Annotated in this window: 18 protein-coding genes; 9 read left to right on the top strand and 9 right to left on the bottom strand. The window is 73.0% G+C overall.

Annotated features, from left to right (window positions below):
• Positions 1-5 precede the first annotated feature (5 nt).
• The gene (locus ACZ47G_RS12615; RefSeq protein ID WP_465741777.1) at positions 6-584 is read left to right on the top strand and encodes a TIGR03086 family metal-binding protein; all 579 of its coding nucleotides are present in this window, start codon (positions 6-8) and stop codon (positions 582-584) included.
• A gap of 70 nt (positions 585-654) precedes the next feature.
• On the opposite strand, the gene ACZ47G_RS12620 is transcribed toward ACZ47G_RS12615, so the two are convergent.
• Together ACZ47G_RS12620 and ACZ47G_RS12625 are read right to left on the bottom strand one after the other, a co-directional pair.
• Complete coding sequence (locus ACZ47G_RS12620; RefSeq protein WP_465741779.1) at positions 655-1668, bottom strand: aldo/keto reductase; 1014 nt, start codon at positions 1666-1668, stop codon at positions 655-657.
• A gap of 240 nt (positions 1669-1908) precedes the next feature.
• Positions 1909-2412 carry a MerR family transcriptional regulator gene (locus ACZ47G_RS12625; protein WP_465741781.1) on the bottom strand — a complete coding sequence of 168 codons (504 nt, stop codon included), beginning with the start codon at positions 2410-2412 and terminating at the stop codon, positions 1909-1911.
• 119 nt (positions 2413-2531) lie between these two features.
• Here ACZ47G_RS12625 and ACZ47G_RS12630 point away from each other — a divergent pair, with 119 nt between their 5' ends.
• A complete protein-coding gene (locus ACZ47G_RS12630; RefSeq protein ID WP_465741783.1) occupies positions 2532-3365 on the top strand; it encodes a serine hydrolase domain-containing protein in 834 nt (277 codons plus the stop codon).
• A 54-nt stretch (positions 3366-3419) separates the two neighbouring features.
• Here ACZ47G_RS12630 and ACZ47G_RS12635 read toward each other — a convergent pair whose 3' ends face one another.
• Positions 3420-4196, bottom strand: a complete 777-nt coding sequence (locus tag ACZ47G_RS12635; RefSeq protein WP_465741785.1) for a pirin family protein — start codon at positions 4194-4196, stop codon at positions 3420-3422.
• A 253-nt stretch (positions 4197-4449) separates the two neighbouring features.
• Here ACZ47G_RS12635 and ACZ47G_RS12640 point away from each other — a divergent pair, with 253 nt between their 5' ends.
• The 5 genes from ACZ47G_RS12640 to fabF all read left to right on the top strand — a co-directional run bounded on the left by ACZ47G_RS12640 (position 4450) and on the right by fabF (position 9512).
• Positions 4450-5646 (top strand): PucR family transcriptional regulator, encoded by a 1197-nt coding sequence (locus ACZ47G_RS12640; RefSeq protein WP_465742084.1) that lies wholly within the window; start codon positions 4450-4452, stop codon positions 5644-5646.
• A 91-nt stretch (positions 5647-5737) separates the two neighbouring features.
• A complete protein-coding gene (locus tag ACZ47G_RS12645; RefSeq protein WP_465741787.1) occupies positions 5738-6697 on the top strand; it encodes an ACP S-malonyltransferase in 960 nt (319 codons plus the stop codon).
• Positions 6694-7737 carry a beta-ketoacyl-ACP synthase III gene (locus tag ACZ47G_RS12650; RefSeq protein WP_465741789.1) on the top strand — a complete coding sequence of 348 codons (1044 nt, stop codon included), beginning with the start codon at positions 6694-6696 and terminating at the stop codon, positions 7735-7737. The genes ACZ47G_RS12645 and ACZ47G_RS12650 overlap by 4 nt, the downstream gene beginning before the upstream one ends.
• Before the next feature lie 80 nt (positions 7738-7817).
• A complete protein-coding gene (locus ACZ47G_RS12655) occupies positions 7818-8066 on the top strand; it encodes an acyl carrier protein (RefSeq protein WP_380460597.1) in 249 nt (82 codons plus the stop codon).
• 183 nt (positions 8067-8249) lie between these two features.
• Complete coding sequence (gene fabF, locus ACZ47G_RS12660; protein ID WP_465741791.1) at positions 8250-9512, top strand: beta-ketoacyl-ACP synthase II; 1263 nt, start codon at positions 8250-8252, stop codon at positions 9510-9512.
• A gap of 81 nt (positions 9513-9593) precedes the next feature.
• Here fabF and ACZ47G_RS12665 read toward each other — a convergent pair whose 3' ends face one another.
• Both ACZ47G_RS12665 and ACZ47G_RS12670 read right to left on the bottom strand, forming a co-directional pair.
• Entirely contained in the window at positions 9594-10088 is a 495-nt protein-coding gene (locus ACZ47G_RS12665) for a DUF3145 domain-containing protein (RefSeq protein WP_188304317.1), read from the bottom strand.
• A 352-nt stretch (positions 10089-10440) separates the two neighbouring features.
• Positions 10441-11466 (bottom strand): NADP-dependent oxidoreductase, encoded by a 1026-nt coding sequence (locus ACZ47G_RS12670; RefSeq protein WP_465741794.1) that lies wholly within the window; start codon positions 11464-11466, stop codon positions 10441-10443.
• Positions 11467-11573: 107 nt separating this feature from the next.
• Between ACZ47G_RS12670 and ACZ47G_RS12675 the strand changes: the two genes are divergently transcribed.
• A complete protein-coding gene (locus ACZ47G_RS12675; RefSeq protein WP_465741796.1) occupies positions 11574-12038 on the top strand; it encodes a MarR family winged helix-turn-helix transcriptional regulator in 465 nt (154 codons plus the stop codon).
• A 119-nt stretch (positions 12039-12157) separates the two neighbouring features.
• On the top strand, positions 12158-13663 hold the full coding sequence (locus ACZ47G_RS12680) for an LCP family protein (RefSeq protein ID WP_465741798.1): 1506 nt from the start codon (positions 12158-12160) through the stop codon (positions 13661-13663).
• 60 nt (positions 13664-13723) lie between these two features.
• Here ACZ47G_RS12680 and ACZ47G_RS12685 read toward each other — a convergent pair whose 3' ends face one another.
• Genes ACZ47G_RS12685 through ACZ47G_RS12700 form a run of 4 tightly spaced genes read right to left on the bottom strand, consistent with a single transcriptional unit; the run spans position 13724 to position 16547 of the window.
• Positions 13724-14632, bottom strand: a complete 909-nt coding sequence (locus tag ACZ47G_RS12685) for a 1-aminocyclopropane-1-carboxylate deaminase/D-cysteine desulfhydrase (protein ID WP_465741800.1) — start codon at positions 14630-14632, stop codon at positions 13724-13726.
• Between the two features lie 47 nt (positions 14633-14679).
• Entirely contained in the window at positions 14680-15309 is a 630-nt protein-coding gene (locus tag ACZ47G_RS12690; RefSeq protein WP_465741802.1) for a GOLPH3/VPS74 family protein, read from the bottom strand.
• A 51-nt stretch (positions 15310-15360) separates the two neighbouring features.
• On the bottom strand, positions 15361-15588 hold the full coding sequence (locus ACZ47G_RS12695; RefSeq protein WP_465741804.1) for a type II toxin-antitoxin system antitoxin: 228 nt from the start codon (positions 15586-15588) through the stop codon (positions 15361-15363).
• A gap of 11 nt (positions 15589-15599) precedes the next feature.
• A complete protein-coding gene (locus ACZ47G_RS12700; RefSeq protein WP_465741806.1) occupies positions 15600-16547 on the bottom strand; it encodes an SPFH domain-containing protein in 948 nt (315 codons plus the stop codon).
• Positions 16548-16991 lie beyond the last annotated feature (444 nt).

The following is a 16991-nucleotide window of genomic DNA, read 5'->3' on the forward strand; positions in this document are numbered from 1 at the left end:
CGCAGATGAGCGCCGTCCAGGACGCCCGCCCGCAGTACCTCACCGCCCTCGGCCAGCTGGCGCAGCTGTTCGCCGCCGTCACCCCCGCCGACCTCGACCGGCCCACCCCGTGCGAGGAGTTCACACTGCGTCAGCTGCTGAACCACGTGGTCGGCGGCGTCCACCGGTTCGCCTACCTGGGCGAGGGCGGCCGGTCCCAGGACATCGTGCCGGCCATCGAGGACCCGTCCGACGAGGGCTGGCCGGCCGCGCTCGCCCGGGCCGCCGCCCGCGCCACCGCCGCCTGGGCGGACGACGCCAAGCTGGGCCGCCCGACCTTCGCCCCCTGGGGCGAGGTGCCCGGCGGCATGGTGGTCGGCGGCTACGTGATGGAGACGGTCACCCACTCCTGGGACATCGCCACCGCCCTCGACAACGGCTTCGTCCTGGACGACGCCCTGGCGCACACCGCGCTGGCCGTCGCCGAGCTGGTCCTGCCGCCCGCGAGCCGGGTCGAGGGCGTCCCGTTCGGCGCGGTGCGGCCGGCCGCGGCGGACGCCGACGTGCACACCCGGCTGGCCGCCTGGATGGGCCGCAAGGCCTGAGCTCCCAAGGGCCCGAAGGCCCGGGGGACGGGGTCCGGGGAGTCGCCGACTCCCCGGACCCCGGCGGGCGTTACTCCCGCCCGACCGAGGTGTTGCGCATGTCCGCGTAACGGTCCCCGGCGACCTGCCCGGCCAGCGGCTCCAGCAGCGCCAGTTCCTCCGCGCTCAGCCGCAGGGTGGCCGCAGCGGTGTTCTCGGCCAGCCGGCTGCGCTTGCGGGTGCCGGGGATCGGCACGACGGTCAGGCCGTGCACCTCGGCCCGCTGGTGCACCCAGGCCAGCGCGACCTGGGCGAGCGTCGCGTCGTGGGCCTCGGCGATCTTCCGCAGCGGGGTGAGCAGTTCGCCGTTGGCGACGGCGTTCTCCCCGGTGTAGCGCGGGTGGGTGCGGCGGAAGTCGTCCGCCGCGAGGTTCGCGGCGTCCTGGAAGGCGCCGGTCAGGAAGCCGCGCCCGAGCGGCGAGTACGGCACGAAGGCGACGCCCAGCTCGGCCGCGGCCGGCACCGCCGAGCGCTCGACGTCACGGGCGAACACCGACCACTCGGACTGCACCGCGGCGATCGGGTGGACGGCGTGCGCCTCGCGCAGCTCGGCCCCGGTCACCTCGGACAGGCCCAGCTGCCGGACCTTGCCTGCCTGCACCAACTCGGCCATGGCACCGACCGATTCGGCCAGCGGCACCTCCGGGTTGCGGCGGTGCATGTAGTAGAGGTCGATCACGTCCACGCCGAGGCGGCGCAGCGAGCCCTCCACGGCGCCGCGGATGTACGCGGGGTCGTTGCGGATGGCGCGCTTGGTCGGGTCGTTCTCGTCGCGCTCGATGGCGAACTTGGTGGCGAGCACCACCCGGTCGCGGTTGGCCCGGACGAAGGGGCCGATGAACTCCTCGTTGCGGCCGGAGCCGTACATGTCGGCGGTGTCGAACAGCGTGACACCGGCCTCCAGCGCGGCGTCCAGCGTGGCGAGCGCCTCGGCGGAGTCGGTCGGGCCGTAGAACTCGCTCATGCCCATGCAGCCGAGGCCCTGGACGCCCACGAGCGGGCCGTCGGTGCCGAGGGGCGCGGTGGGAAGGACGGGGTGAGTCATCTGACGCCTCCAGGGGTGGTCACATATCGTGATTGGTTAGTCACGCCGGGTCGGAACGATAACCAAGTTCCGGCCCGGCCTACCGCCGGACTGGCGGAAAGTCAGGTCTGTGGAGCTGATGTAGGACCGATGGGCGGCACACCGTCCCTTCGCCGGTAGCCCCGGGTCGGCAATCGGCCGCGAAGCAGAAAGCCCGCCCCGCGAGGGTCGGAATCCTCCGGCTTCAACCGGAGGGGGATGTCAAGCGCTCTGCTCTTCCTCTGGTCGGTGGTACTGGCATCGGACGGGGGTGTCGGCACTGTCGGCGATCTTCCCGGCGTAGAGATCGATCTTGTGGTCGAGGACGGCCAGCGTCGCCTGGAGGTCGGTGATCCGCTGCCGGACCTCCTCGCGCTGCGCCTCCAGCAGCTCCCGCCGCTCGGGGTAGGTCTCCTCGCCGCGGCGGGCCATGTCCACGTACTTGAGCATGTCCGCCACCGACATCCCGGTCAGCCGCAGCCGGCCCAGGAAGGCCAGCCGGTGCAGGTCGGCGTCGCAGTAGCGGCGTTGGCCGCCGACCGCGCGGTCGACCGGGTCGAGCAGGCCGATCCGCTCGTACCAGCGCAGGGTGTGGGCGGTCAGCCCGCTGGCCGCGGCGACCTCGCTGATGGTGTGCCGCGGGGTGCGGTCCGGCTCGCCGGCCGGGCCCTGGTACACCTCGGCGCAGCTGCGCAGCCCGGCCCTGGCCCGTACGGGTGTGGCCATGATCGGTTCCCCCTGTCCTGTAGACGGGAACGACGCTACCGAGTTGGAGTGCACTCCAAGCAAGCCGCCCAGCCGGGTGGCCCCACCACCCCGTTCCGGGCCCGGCTAGAGTCGACCGCATGGAGAGCTTGCGGATGATCGACAACTGGCCCGTGCCCCACGCCGCCGCCGCGGTGGTCCGGGGGTCGGACGGCGCGGTGCTGGCCGCCCACGGTCCGCAGCAGCACCTCTTCCCGCTGGCCTCGGTGACCAAGCTGCTCACCTCCTACGCGGCCCTGGTCGCCCTGGAGGAGGGCGTGTTCGAGCTGGACGACCCGGCCGGCCCGCCCGGCTCCACCGTCCGCCACCTGCTGGCCCACACCTCCGGCCTCGGCTTCGACGAGGACCGGCTGTTCGCCGAGCCCGGCAACCGCCGGCTCTACTCGAACGCCGGTTTCGACGTGCTCGCCCGCACCTTGGCCGAGGCCGCCGGGATCGCGTTCCACCAGTACGTCGCCGAGGCGGTGTTCGAGCCGCTGGGCATGCACGACACCCTGATCAACACCGCGATCAAGTCCCCGGCCGGCGCCGGCGGCCTGTCCACGGTGGCCGACCTCACCCGGTTCGCCGCCGAGTTGCAGTCCCCCCAGCTGCTGGACCCGTCCACCGTCCGGCGGGCCACCCGCGAGGTCGCCTTCCCCGGCACCAGCGGCGTGCTGCCCGGCTACGGACACCGCCGCCCGAACGACTGGGGCCTGGGCTTCGAGATCCGCGACGGCAAGAGCCCGCACTGGACCGGCACCGCCAACTCCCCCGAGACCTTCGGCCACTTCGGCCAGTCCGGCACCTTCCTCTGGGTCGACCCGCAGGCCGACGCGGCCTGCATCGCGCTCACCGACCGGGACTTCGGCCCCTGGGCCGTCGAGGCCTGGCCGCCGCTCTCCGACGCCGTCCTCACCGAACTGAAGAACTGAAGGACTGAAGGGCTGAAGGGCTCGCGGACTGGCTGACTGGCTGACTGGCTGACCTCAGCCGTACGAGACCGGCGAGTGCATCTCCCAGAGCAGCAGCTGGGCGCCGGTCTCGCCGGCCGCCGGGTCGGCGAAGGCCTCGCCGGTGATCCGCACGCTGTCGCCGGGCACCATCGACCGGCCGGCGCCCTTGGGCCCCGGGACGGTCCGGTAGCCCAGCGTGCCGGCCGTCAGGTGCGCGTACCGCCAGGGCGCCGCCGGCAGTTGCGGCAGCGGCTGCCACGGACCGGCGGTGGCCAGCCAGAGCGCGGCGTCGCCGCGGCGCAGCCGCAGGGCGTCCGTCCCGGCGTCCCGCTCCAGCCCGGAGGCCAGCAGCGTCAACCCGCCGTCCGCCGGTTCCACCTTGCGCAGCCCGTACGCGGGGGCGGCGTCGAACTCGTCCGGCTGCAGCCACATCTGGACGAAGCGCACCGGGCCGGTGGCGCCGCCGACGTTGCGCTCGGTGTGGGTGACCCCGGAGCCCGCGCTCAGGTGCTGGACCATGCCCGGGCGCACCACCCCGCTGTGGCCGTGCGAGTCCCGGTGGGCGAGCGCGCCCTCCAGCACCCAGGTGAGGATCTCGGTGTCCCGGTGCTTGTGCTCCTCGAACCCGGCGCCGGGGGCGAGGAGTTCCTCGTTGCACGCGAGCAGCGCGCCGAAGTGGGTGTTCTTCGGGTCGTAGTGGCCGGAGAAGGAGAACGCGTGCCGGGTCTCGACGCCCTCGGCGGGGGTGGAGCGGTAGCGCTCGGCGGTGCGGCGCAGGTCGGCACGGGGGCGGGCGGCGGCGTCGGTCACGGGCCCCACCGTACTGTGCCGGGCGGCCCGTCCCCGGGCACGGGCGCGCCCCGCGGCCCGCGGGTGTGACCGGGACCACCGGGCCCCCGCGCCGGGGGGTGTGCACGAGCAGTCACCCGCGTGAGGCAGTCTTGTCCTTGTGCCAGCCGCTTCCGCGAACTCCAAGAGCGATCCCACTCCCGCAGCCGATCCCACCGGGAACAGTCCGGCTCCCCGGGGCGGCCGCGACCGCCCCGGCCGCCCCGCGCCCCGTCTGACGGCCCAGGAGCGCAGAAACGCCGCCGAGCGGGCCGAGCGCCGGGCCGCGACGCTCAAGCGGCTGGAGAAGTCCTCGGGCAAGCTGGCCACCGCCGCGATCGCGCGGATGGACGACCAACTCGGCTGGTACCGGCGGATGCCGCCGGAGCACCGGTCCTGGATCGGCCTGGTCGCCCAGGCCGGCATCGCGGCCTTCACCGAGTGGTACCGCCACCCGGAGGCCGCCCGGGCGATCTCCACCGACGTCTTCGGCACCGCGCCGCGCGAGCTGACCCGGGCGATCACCCTGCGCCAGACCGTGGAGCTGATCCGCACCACGATCGAGGTGATGGAGGAGGCCATCGAGGAGGTGGCCGCCCCCGGCGACGAGGCGGACATGCGCGAGTCCGTGCTGGTCTACGCCCGGGAGATCGCCTTCGCCACCGCCCAGGTGTACGCCCAGGCGGCCGAGGCACGCGGCGCCTGGGACGCCCGGCTGGAGGCGCTGGTGGTGAACTCCCTGCTGTCCGGCGACGCCGACGAGGGGGTGCTCTCCCGCGCCGCCGCGCTGGGCTGGGGCCAGCCCAGCCAGGTCCGGGTGGTGATGGGCAGCGCCCCGGACGGGGACAGCGAGCTGGTGGTCGAGGCGATCCGCCGGGCCGCCCGGTACGCCAAGCTGAACGTGCTGACCGGGGTGTTGGGCAAGCGCCTGGTGGTGGTGGTCGGCGGTGAGAAGGAGCCGGTGCACGCCGCCCGGGCGCTGATCGGCCAGTTCGCGCCGGGCCCGGTGGTGATCGGCCCGACCGTGCCGGACCTGCTGTCGGCGACCCGCTCGGCGCACGCCGCCGCGGCCGGCCTGCGGGCCTGCGCCGCCTGGCCGGACGCCCCCCGCCCGGTGCTCGCGGACGACCTGCTGCCGGAGCGGGCGCTGGCCGGGGACCAGGCCGCCCGCGCCCAGTTGGTGGAGGAGATCTACACACCGCTGGACGAGGCCGGCTCCGCCCTGCTGGAGACGCTGAGTGTCTACCTGGAGCAGGCGTCGTCCCTGGAGGGAGCCGCCCGGATGCTCTTCGTGCACCCCAACACGGTGCGCTACCGGCTACGACGTGTGACCGACGTCACGGGGTACGCCCCCTCCGACGTACGTTCGGCGTTCACTCTGCGGATCGCACTGGCCCTCGGCCGGCTCACCGCCGCCGGGGAGCCCGGCTGAGCCGGAGTGTAGGGACCATACAATCCCGGATGGTTTTCTTCGTTACCGTCGCCTACCCGCCCCTGGGCGCCTGGCGAGAGAGGGTTGAACCGTGCTCGTAATCGTCGCCCCTGGACAGGGTGCCCAGTCCCCCGGTTTCCTCAGCCCCTGGCTGGAGCTCGACGGTGTCGCCGACCGCCTGCGCGGCTGGTCGGAGGTCGCCGGGCTCGACCTGGTGCACGCCGGGACCGAGGCGTCCGCCGAGGACATCAAGGACACCGCCGTCGCCCAGCCGCTGCTGGTCGCGGCCGGTCTGATGACCGCCCGTGAGCTGTTCCCGGACGAGGACGTCGCCCGCAAGCTGGTCGGCGCCGTCGCCGGTCACAGCGTCGGCGAGATCACCGCCGCGGCCGGCGCCGGGGTGCTCAGCGCCCATGACGCCCTGGCCTTCGTCCGCGAGCGCGGCCTGGCCATGGCCGAGGCCGCCACCGTCACCGAGACCGGTATGACCGCCGTGCTCGGCGGCGACCCGGAGGTCGTCGCGGCCAAGCTGGCCGAACACGGCCTGACGGCGGCCAACAACAACGGCGGCGGCCAGATCGTCGCGGCCGGCACGCTGGCCCAGCTGGCGGACCTGAAGGCGGACCCGCCGGCCGGCGCCAAGCTGATCGCCCTCAAGGTGGCCGGCGCCTTCCACACCGAGCACATGGCCCCCGGCGTCGAGCGGCTGGCCGCGCTGGCCCCGAGCCTGACCGTGGCCGACCCGCAGGTCCGCTACGTGTCCAACAAGGACGGCGAGGTCGTCGGCTCCGGCGCCGAGGTGCTGGCCCGCCTGGTGTCGCAGGTCTCCAACCCGGTCCGCTGGGACCTCTGCATGGAGACCCTCGGACAGCTGGGCGCCACCGCCGTCATCGAGCTGTCCCCCGCGGGCACGCTGACCGCGCTGTTCAAGCGCAACCTGAAGGGTGTGGCCACGCTCGCCCTGAAGACCCCCGCCGATCTGGACAAGGCCCGCGAGCTCATCGCGGAGCACGGCGGTCAGGAACAGCAGGACCAGGAGGACCAGGCATGACCAAGCCGCAGATCCGACCCGCCACCGGCGCGCAGTACGCCCGCATCCACGGGGTCGGCGGCTACCGTCCGGTCCGGGTCATCCCCAACTCCGAGGTCCTGGAGTGGATCGACTCCTCCGACGAGTGGATCCGCACCCGCAGCGGGATCGCCGAGCGCCGCTGGGCGGGCCCGGAGGAGAGCGTCGCCGAGATGTCGCTGCAGGCCGCCGGCAAGGCGATCGCGCAGGCCGGCATCGCCCCCGAGCAGATCGGCGGCGTGATCGTCGCGACCGTCTCGCACCTCAAGCAGACCCCCGCGATCGCCACCGAGATCGCCGAGCGGCTCGGCTGCGGCACCGCCCCGGCCTTCGACATCTCGGCCGCCTGCGCCGGCTTCGGCTACGGCCTGGGCCTGGCCGACGGCATGATCCGCGGCGGCAACGCCGAGTACGTGCTGGTGATCGGCGTCGAGCGGCTCAGCGACCTGACCGACAAGTCGGACCGTTCGACCGCCTTCATCTTCGGTGACGGCGCCGGCGCCGCGATCGTCGGCCCGTCCGACACCCCGGGCATCGGCAAGCTGATCTGGGGCTCGGACGGCTCGCAGGCCGACGTCATCACCCAGACCCAGGCCTGGGACACCGCCTTCGCCAAGCCCGACGCGATCAACGGCCAGGCCGAGGACCCGGAGCAGGGCCGCACCTGGCCGGCCCTGCGGATGGACGGCCAGCCGGTGTTCCGCTGGGCGGTCTGGGAGATGGCCAAGGTGGCCCAGCAGGCGCTGGACGCCGCCGGGGTCACCGCCGACCAGCTCGGCGCCTTCATCCCGCACCAGGCCAACATGCGGATCACCGACGCGATGATCAAGGCGCTCAAGCTGCCCGCGTCGGTGCCGGTCGCCCGGGACATCGCCGAGACCGGCAACACCTCCGCCGCCTCCATCCCGCTGGCGATGGAGCGCATGCTGGAGTCCGGCGAGGCCCACAGCGGCGACCTCGCGCTGATCATCGGGTTCGGGGCGGGTCTCGTCTACGCTGCGGCGGTCGTTACGCTCCCCTAGGCGCGTTTCGCCCCATCCATCCACAAGCCCGTGTTCGGCTGACGGTCGGACACGTTCAACACCGAAGAGGAGCAGCCAGTATGGCTACCAAGGACGAGGTCCTGGAAGGTCTCGCCGAGATCGTCAACGAGATCGCCGGCATCCCGGCGGAGGACGTCCAGGAGGACAAGTCCTTCACCGACGACCTGGACGTCGACTCGCTGTCCATGGTCGAGGTCGTCGTGGCCGCCGAGGAGCGCTTCGACGTCAAGATCCCGGACGACGAGGTCAAGAACCTGAAGACCGTCGGCGACGCGGTGAACTACATCCTCACCAACGCCGACGCCTGATCAGCCGACTCGTACGAGTCGCACAGTCCGTCCGGCGTGACGCACGCCTCGGACGGCTGACCCGTCGGCCCGGCTCCCCCGAGCCAGGCCGATCCGCCGGCCGGGACGCCCCACCCGGGCGCCCGGCCGGGCCCTTCTTCGGCTCGCCGCCGACCCCGCACGAACGTGAAAGAAGAGAGACCAGTGACCGCTGAGAACCGAACCGTGGTCGTCACGGGTATCGGCGCCTTCACGCCGCTGGGCGGCGACGCCGCCACGACCTGGGAGAACCTGGTCGCCGGGCGCTCCGGGGTGGCGGCCCTGACCGAGGAGTGGGCCGAGGACCTGCCGGTCCGGATCGCCGCGCGCACCGCGGTCGAGCCTGGCGAGATCCTGCCCCGGCCGCTGGCCCGGAAGCTGGACCGCTCGGCCCAGTTCGCGCTGATCGCCGCCCGCGAGGCCTGGGCCGACGCCGGCTTCGAGACCCCGGCCACCGACGACTCCTCCAAGCTCGCCCCCGAGCGCCTGGGCGCCGTGATCGCCTCCGGCATCGGCGGCGTGACCACCCTGCTCGACCAGTACGACGTGCTGAAGGAGAAGGGCGCCCGCAAGGTCTCCCCGCACACCGTCCCGATGCTGATGCCCAACTCCCCGGCGGCCAACGTCGGTCTGGAGGTCGGCGCCCGCGCGGGTGTGCACACCCCCGTCTCCGCCTGCGCCTCCGGCGCCGAGGCGATCGGCTACGCGATCGAGATGATCCGCAGCGGCCGCGCCGACGTCGTGGTGGCCGGCGGCACCGAGGCGGCGATCCACCCGCTGCCGATCGCCGCGTTCGCCAACATGATGGCGATGTCCAAGCAGAACGACGACCCCGAGCGCGCCTCGCGCCCGTACGACAAGGCCCGTGACGGCTTCGTGCTGGGCGAGGGTGCCGGTGTGGTCGTGCTGGAGTCGCTGGAGCACGCCGAGGCCCGCAACACCCGGATCTACTGCGAGGCGGTCGGCCAGGGTCTGTCCTCGGACGCCCACCACATCGCCCAGCCCGAGCCGACCGGCGCCGGCGTGGCCCGCGCGCTGGCCGACCTGTTCGACCGCAACGAGCTGGACAAGGCCGAGATCGTGCACGTCAACGCGCACGCCACCTCGACCCCGCAGGGCGACACCGCCGAGCTGAAGGCGCTGCGCAAGGAACTGGGCGAGGACCTCGACCACATCCTGGTCTCGGCCACCAAGTCGATGACCGGTCACCTGCTGGGCGGCGCCGGCGGCATCGAGACCGTCGCCACCGTGCTGGCGCTGTACCACCGGATCGCCCCGCCGACCATCAACGTCGAGGAGCTCGACGACGAGGTGGACGCCAGGATCGTGACCGAGGCGACCCCGCTGCCCGAGGGCCGGATCGCCGCGCTGAACAACTCGTTCGGCTTCGGCGGCCACAACGTGGTGCTGGCCTTCCGCACCCGCTGACCCGGTCCGCACCCCGCGGCACCCAGCACGAAGGGGCCGGCGCTCTCCGCGAGCGCCGGCCCCTTCGTCGTGCGTACGGCCTCAGACCACCTGGTGCAGCCAGCGCACCGGCGCGCCCTCGCCCGCGTAGCGGAACGGCTCCAGTTCGTCGTCCCAGGGCTTGCCGAGCAACCGGGAGATCTCGGCCTCCAGGTCGGCGCCCTCGCTGCGGGCCCGCAGCAGGACGGCCCGCAGCCGGTCCTCGGGGATCAGGATGTCTCCGTGGATGCCCGTGACGGCGTGGAAGATGCCGAGCGTGGGCGTGCTGCTGTACCGCTCCCCCTCCGCCGTGGCACAGGGCTCGCTGGTCACCTCGTACCGCATCAGCTGCCAGCCGCGCAGCGCGGAGGCGACCTTGGAGGCGGTGCCGGGCTCCCCCTGCCAGGAGAGTTCGGCGCGCCAATGCCCGGGTGCGGCCGGCTGGCGGATCCAGTCCAGGCTCACCCGCACACCGAGCACCCCCGCGACGGCCCACTCGACGTGCGGGCACAGCGCGCGGGGCGCGGAGTGGATGTAGAGAACTCCACGTGTCGTCACCGGGACCTCCAGGCTGTGGACGAGGGTCGCCTTCCCCAGCTGCCTCGTGCCTGCAGTTGATCCACAGTTACCCACGTTAGCCGACATTAAGCTACTAAATTGAGCAAAACGGACAGGCTTTCGCTCAATGCTAGTCGAATCCTCAACGAGGTCTACCCCTCGGCCGGATCTCTCCCCCGAACGGCCCCATCGCCGGGCGGGACCACCGTACCGCGCGGCGGCGCAGGATGGATGACGCACTTTCGGATCCGGCCGGAATGCGGTAGTGCGGCCGGATCCCCTGCGCCGTGCACGCGAACCGCCCCGCGCGCCCGGTCCGGGGCGGCGGGGCGGTCGGCTCCCTGACGGGACGTCAGCCGTCCAGGCGGACGACCATCTTGCCGGTGTTGGCGCCGCGCAGCAGGTCGATGAAGGCCTCGGCGGCGTTCTCGAAGCCGTCCACCACGGTCTCCTCGGTGCGCAGTTCGCCGGACTTCAGCCAGCCGCCCACCTCGGTGACGAACTGCGGCTGGAGGGCGGCGTGGTCGCCCACCAGCATGCCCTCCAGGCGCAGCCGCTTGCCGATCGCCATCGCCAGGTTGCGCGGGGCGGCGGGCGCGGTGGTGTCGTTGTACTGGGCGATCGCGCCGCAGAGCACCGCCCGGCCGTGCACGCCGAGGGCGCCGATCGCGGCCTCCAGGTGGTCGCCGCCGACGTTGTCGAAGTAGAGGTCGATGCCCTCCGGGGCGGCCTTGGCGAGCTGCTCGGCGACCGGGGCGTCCTTGTAGTTGAAGGCCGCGTCGAAGCCGTACTCGTCGACCAGCTTGGCGACCTTCTCCGCCGAGCCGGCCGAGCCGACCACCAGCGAGGCGCCCTTGAGCCGGGCGATCTGGCCGACCAGCGAGCCGACGGCGCCGGCCGCGCCGGAGACGAAGACCTTGTCGCCCTCCTTGAGGCCGCCGACGGCGAGCAGCCCGGCGTAGGCGGTCAGGCCGGGCATGCCGAGCACGCCGAGGTAGGCGGAGAGCGGGGCGGCGGCCGGGTCGACCTTCACGGCGTGCCTCGCGTCCAGGGTGGCGTACTCGCGCCAGCCGAGCCCGTGCAGCACGGCGTCGCCGGGGGCGAAGCCCTCGGCCTCGGAGGCGACGACATAGCCGACCGCGCCGCCGTCCATGGCCCGGCCGAGCTGGAACGGGGGCACGTACGACTTCACGTCGTTCATCCGGCCGCGCATGTACGGGTCCACCGAGAGGTGGGTGTTGCGGACCAGGATCTCGCCCGGGCCCGGGGTCCGGACCGGGGCCTCGACCAGGGCGAAGTCGGTGGGCACCGGCCAGCCCTGGGGGCGGGCGGCGAGGTGCCATTCACGGGCGGTGGCGGGGGTGGCCTGCTCTGCCATGGAGGTGCTCCTCGAAGGGGGGATTCGGCAGGTGAAAGGTTGAGCAACTGAAGTAACGATGGGCATGAAAGGTTCATGTTGTCAACTTTTCAGGTAGACTCTGAGGCATGGACACTCAGCAGACCGAGGCCGCCACGCCGCAGTCCGACGAGATCACCCGCGAGGTCGTCGACCTGATGGCCAACCTGGTCGCACTGTTCCACCGCGAGTACGAGGAGGCCGCCGCCGCCCGCTCACTCACCGGTGCCCAGGCCAAGGTGCTGGCGCTGCTGCGGCGCGGCCCGCTGCCCATGCGCCACATCGCCCAGACGCTCAGCTGCGAGCCCTCCAACATCACCGGCATCGTCGACCGGCTGGAGGCCCGCGGCTTCGTGACCCGCGAGGCCGACCGGCAGGACCGCCGGGTCAAGCTGGTCGCCGCCACCGAGACCGGCGCCGCCGCCTCCGAGGAACTGCGCGAGTCGCTCAACTTCGCCCGCGAGCCGCTCGCCGCGCTCGACCCGGAGGAGCGGACGGTGCTGCGGGACCTGCTCAGCCGGATGCTGACCGGCGCCGCCGGCCCCGGAGCGTGACGAGCGTCACGGCTCCAGCGGTCGATTCCGCTGCCCTCCAGGGGTAACCGAACAGCCTTCCGGAACGTCTAACGTTCGAACGCCGAACGCGAGACACCTGAAGACGGGGGGCACGGAGGATGAGCAGCAGCACGCGCCGGCGCCGGTACCTGCGGACCGCCATCGGCCTGGCCGCCGTTCTGGTGCTGTCGGTCGTGGGAGCCGGAGCCTGGTTCTACCACCGGCTGGACAGCAACATCACCACCTTCGACGCGGGCGGTGTCGCCACCGAGCGCCCGCCCGCCCCCGTCCCGGCCAGCCCCGGCGCCCAGGTCCCGGTCAACGTGCTGCTGCTCGGCTCGGACACCCGGGATGACGGCAACAACGCGCTGGGCGGCGGCGACGAGGGCGTCGGCAACTCGGACACCGCGATCCTGCTGCACGTCTACGCCGACCACAAGCACGCCGTCGGCGTCTCCATACCCCGCGACACCCTGGTCACCATCCCGTCCTGCAAGCTGGCGAACGGCACCTGGAGCAAGCCGCGCAACGACCAGATGTTCAACTCCGCGTTCAGCCTCGGCGAGCTGCCCAAGGGCAACCCGGCCTGCACCCAGAACACCGTGGAGGCGCTCACCGGGCTGCGGATCGACCACACCATCGTGGTCGACTTCAAGGGCGCCGCCGCGATGACCGACGCGCTCGGCGGCGTGGACGCCTGCGTGCCCAATGACGTCGACCAGTACGGCATCCACCTCAAGAAGGGGCTGCAGAAGCTCTCCGGCAAGACCGCGGTCGACTACCTGCGAGCCCGCCACGGCATCGGCGACAACTCCGACATCGGCCGGATGCGGCGCCAGCAGGCCTTCCTCTCCTCGATGATCAAGAAGGTCCAGGGCGAGGGCTTCTCACTGCCCACCCTGCTGCCGCTGGCCGACGCCGCCACCAAGTCGCTCACCGTGGACGAGGGCCTCGGCACCGCGATGAAGCTGGTGGACTTCGCCCGCTCAATGGAGGACATCAAGCTCTCCGACGTCACCTTCGTCACCGCCCCCTGGCGCTTCGCCGGGGAGCGGGTGCGGCTGGTCCAGCCGGACGCCGACACCCTGTGGAAGCTGCTGAAGGAGGACCGCACCCTGGACGGGCAGGGCACCGCCGGCACCGGCGCGGCCGACGCCTCGGCCTCCGCCGGGGCGAGCGCGAGCCCCACCCCGAACGCGCCGCTCACCGCCGACCAGGCCGCCGCCCCGATCACCGTCGTCAACGGCGTCGGCACCGCCGGGCTGGCCGGCTCCGGCGCCGAGACGCTCAAGGCCCGCGGCTTCCAGAACGTCACCCTCGGCGCCAACAACCCCGGCAAGCAGCACACCGAGGTCTCCTACGACCCCGGCCTGAAGGCCACCGCCGACCAGGTCACCGCCCTGTTCCCCGGCGCCCGCGCGGTCGAGGAAGCGGGCTCGGGCGCGATCACCGTCACCCTCGGAGCGGATTACCAGGCGCCCGGCACCCGGCTCGACTCGGCCACCACGCCCCCGGCCACGCCCACCCCCGGCAGCACCGCGCCCAGCGGGATCCCCACCGGCATAGCGGAGAACACCCGCGGCGCCGACACCGACCCCTGCGCCGATCTGACCTTCGGGTCCTGATCTCCGGGCCCTGATCTCCGGGTCCTGACCTTCGGGTCCTGATCTCCGGGGCCTGGCGGGCTACTCCGGATCCGGCAGGCCGGTGACCACGGCCGTCAGGCGGGTGCCGCGTTCGAAGGCACCCGCCGCGGCCAGGTCGGCCAGCGCGGCGAGCAGCTTGGCGACGTACCGGTGCTCCACCGGGACGCCGTGGCGGCGCTCGAACTCCCCGGCGAAGGCGGCCAGTTCGGCCGGGACCTTGCCGTAGCCGCCGCCGTGGTGGGCGTGGTCGATCCACCAGTTGTCGAACTCGCGGCCGAAGCCCGCCCGGTGCAGCCGGGCCACCTCCGCCTCCAGGTAGCCCTCGCCGCCGCGCAGCACGGCCACCCCGAGCGCCCGGGCGCCGGCCGGCAGCCCCGCCGCGATGCCAGCCAGGGTGCCGCCGGTGCCGACCGGGCAGCAGACCACGTCGCGCCCGTCCAGACCGGGCAGTTCGGCCGGGATCGCGGCCGCGCCGATCGCGGCCAGGGCGTTGGAGCCGCCCTCCGGGAGCACCAGGCAGGGGCCCCAGCGGTGCTGGAGTTCCACGGCGTCCTCGGCACCGGCCCGGCCGGTGGCCTCCCGGTAGGCGGACCGGGTGAGGAACTCCAGCCGCATCCCGGCCCGTTCGGCGGCCCGCAGCGACCAGTTGCGCGGCCGGCCGGCCAGCTCCTCGCCGCGCACCAGTCCGACGCTCTCCAGCCCGAGCGCCCCGGCGGCGACCGCGACCGCCCGCAGATGGGTCGAGTAGGCCCCGCCGAAGGTCAGCAGCCGGGTGTGGCCCTGCTCGACGGCGGCGGCCAGATTGGGCGCGAGCTTGCGCCACTTGTTGCCGGGGACGCCCGGGTGCAGCAGGTCGTCCCGCTTCAGCCGCAGCTCCACCCCGGCCCGGGCGAACACCTCGTCGGTGCAGTCCACCAGCGGGGTCGGCAGCAGGGCGGGTTCGAGCATCCGACCACCCTACGGGGCCGCGGACGGCCGGGAACCGTGCGGTCGGTTCAGCCGCCCGCCCCGCCGTCCACGTGCTGGGCGCTGATGGCCCGGCGCAGGGCACGCGGGACGGGGCCGGCGGCAGGTGCCAGCTTGTCGATCCGGGCCCGGAACTCGCGCCGCTGGCGCCAGGTCAGGGCCGAACCCAGCCGGGCCGCGTCGACCAGGGCGACCAGCGCCGCGTCCGCCGGATCGACCCGGCTGAGCGGGCCGTTCAGCGCCGACGCGATGCTCGCCGTCAGCGCCTTGCGCACACTGGGCTGCGGAAGGACGACCCGGGCGACCGGGAAGAACCCGAGCACCCGTCGCATCTCGACCCGGATCCGGCCGGAGGCCACGAGCCCGTCGCGGACCACCCGCGCCGACCTCCGCTGGCGCCCGATCCAGCTCTTCCAGGTGCGCCGCCGCCCCTGGCGGATCTGCTCCAGCAGCGCGGCGGAGAGCGGGTCGAGCCCGCCGGTCGCACCGTCGACGGCGGCCGGGTGCCGACCGTCGTCACGGATCAGCCCGCGGCGGAGGAGCTCGGTGAGCGCCGCCGCCCGCAGGGCCAGGTCCAGGTTGGTCGTACGGAGCCGCCCGCGCTCGGGGTCGTAGGCGAGCAGGTAGAGCTTCTCGGGCAGATTGTCGGGCAGGTCCATCTCGGTCTCCGAAGGATCTGGAAAGATCTGCGGGTCGCCCGGCCGCTGCGGTCAGTCCTCGGCGGGACCGCCACCCTCCGGGCTCTCCTTGGGCGGTCGGCCGCGCCGGGGAAGCCGGGCCGCACCGCTGGGCATCCGGCCGGCCTCGGTGAGGGCGCGGCGGAGGACGAACTCGATCTGTGCGTTGGTGCTGCGCAGTTCGTCCGCAGCCCACCTGGCCAGCGCGTCGTGAACCGAAGGATCCAGTCGCAGCAGGAGCTTCTTCCGTTCCGTCGCCAACGCCGCGCCCTTTACTGGTAGAGGGAGCCCGTGTTCACGACGGGCTGGGTGCCCCGGTCGCCGCAGAGCACCACCAGGAGGTTGCTCACCATGGCAGCCTTGCGCTCCTCGTCCAACTCCACCACGTCGCGCTCGGCGAGCCGGTCCAGCGCCTCCTCGACCATACCGACGGCGCCCTCGACGATCAGCCGCCGGGCGGCCACCACGGCCCCGGCCTGCTGACGCTGGAGCATCACCTGGGCGACCTCGGGCGCGTAGGCGAGCCGGGTGATCCGGGACTCGATGACCCGCACACCGGCCGAGGCGACCCGGGCGGAGATCTCGGCGGACAGCTTGCGGGCGATCTCCTCCGCGCCGTCGCGCAGTGACAACTGCCCCTCGTGGTGGGCGTCGTACGGGTAGCTGCTGGCGATGTGCCGGACGGCCGTCTCGGTCTGGATGGCGACGAAGTCGACGTAGTCGTCCACCTCGAAGACCGCCATCGCGGTGTCCTCGACCTGCCAGACCACCACGGCGGCCATCTCGATCGGGTTGCCGTCCGCGTCGTTGACCTTGGTGGTCTCGGTCTCGTGGTTGCGGATCCGGGTGGAGATCCGGCGGCGGCTGGTGAACGGGTTCAGCCAGGTCAGGCCCGCCGACCGGATGCTGCCGCGGTAGCGGCCGAGCAGCTGCACCACCCGGGCCTCACCGGGCGAGACGACCGTCAGGCCGCACAGCGTCAGCAGCGAGCCGAACACCAGCAACGGCCCGACGATCACCAGCGGAATGCCCACCCCCTTGCTGCCGCCGCTGATCTGGACCCCTCCGGTGATCAGCACCCCCAACCCGGCGAGCACGCCGAGCAGCGCGGCGCCGAGCACCGGCAGCCCGGCGGCTCCGGTGATGACCCGCTCGGTGATCTTCGGAGCCGGAAGGTCGATGACAGGACCGTCCTCGACGGCGGTGTGCGGTGTGGTCACGGGACCGGATCCCCCCTGTGCGATGTGCGCCGCGCGAGTGCTCGCGTCAGCTGTCAAAGTGATATCACTTTTTTGCGGCAACGCACCAGGGGGAGCGCGGACCGACTCCGCCGGAGCACCGTCGACCGGGGCGCGCCAACCGGCCCGTCGGATCGGGGACTCGGAATCCGCTCCGCGCTCCGGCGGCACAGGACCCGCCCCAGGACCGGGACTTGCACCTTTCGGACCGTCAGCACGACCGCATCGCGGGTGAGTTGCTCGGAGTGACGCCGAAGAAGAGCTCCGGGGGCCTCGGCCGATCCCGGAAGGGCCACGGCTCAGCGCCGAGCACCGGGGGTTCCCCAACGCGGGTGAACCTTGGCGCGTCATCGCCACGGAGGGTGCTTGCGCGCGTACAATCAGTTCTCAACCGCGCCGCAAAGGCCCGTCGGCCGACGGGCCGCA

Source organism: Kitasatospora sp. NPDC030952, assembly GCF_055571335.1.

Bases quoted from the DNA above. Each gene is read 5' to 3' on its own strand.
- ACZ47G_RS12615 (WP_465741777.1), top strand. From the start codon at position 6: ATGAGCGCCGTCCAGGACGCCCGCCCGCAGTACCTCACCGCCCTCGGC.
- ACZ47G_RS12620 (WP_465741779.1), bottom strand. From the start codon at position 1,668: ATGACTCACCCCGTCCTTCCCACCGCGCCCCTCGGCACCGACGGCCCG.
- ACZ47G_RS12625 (WP_465741781.1), bottom strand. From the start codon at position 2,412: ATGGCCACACCCGTACGGGCCAGGGCCGGGCTGCGCAGCTGCGCCGAG.
- ACZ47G_RS12630 (WP_465741783.1), top strand. From the start codon at position 2,532: ATGGAGAGCTTGCGGATGATCGACAACTGGCCCGTGCCCCACGCCGCC.
- ACZ47G_RS12650 (WP_465741789.1), top strand. From the start codon at position 6,694: ATGACCAAGCCGCAGATCCGACCCGCCACCGGCGCGCAGTACGCCCGC.
- ACZ47G_RS12655 (WP_380460597.1), top strand. From the start codon at position 7,818: ATGGCTACCAAGGACGAGGTCCTGGAAGGTCTCGCCGAGATCGTCAAC.
- ACZ47G_RS12670 (WP_465741794.1), bottom strand. From the start codon at position 11,466: ATGGCAGAGCAGGCCACCCCCGCCACCGCCCGTGAATGGCACCTCGCC.
- ACZ47G_RS12675 (WP_465741796.1), top strand. From the start codon at position 11,574: ATGGACACTCAGCAGACCGAGGCCGCCACGCCGCAGTCCGACGAGATC.
- ACZ47G_RS12680 (WP_465741798.1), top strand. From the start codon at position 12,158: ATGAGCAGCAGCACGCGCCGGCGCCGGTACCTGCGGACCGCCATCGGC.
- ACZ47G_RS12685 (WP_465741800.1), bottom strand. From the start codon at position 14,632: ATGCTCGAACCCGCCCTGCTGCCGACCCCGCTGGTGGACTGCACCGAC.
- ACZ47G_RS12690 (WP_465741802.1), bottom strand. From the start codon at position 15,309: ATGGACCTGCCCGACAATCTGCCCGAGAAGCTCTACCTGCTCGCCTAC.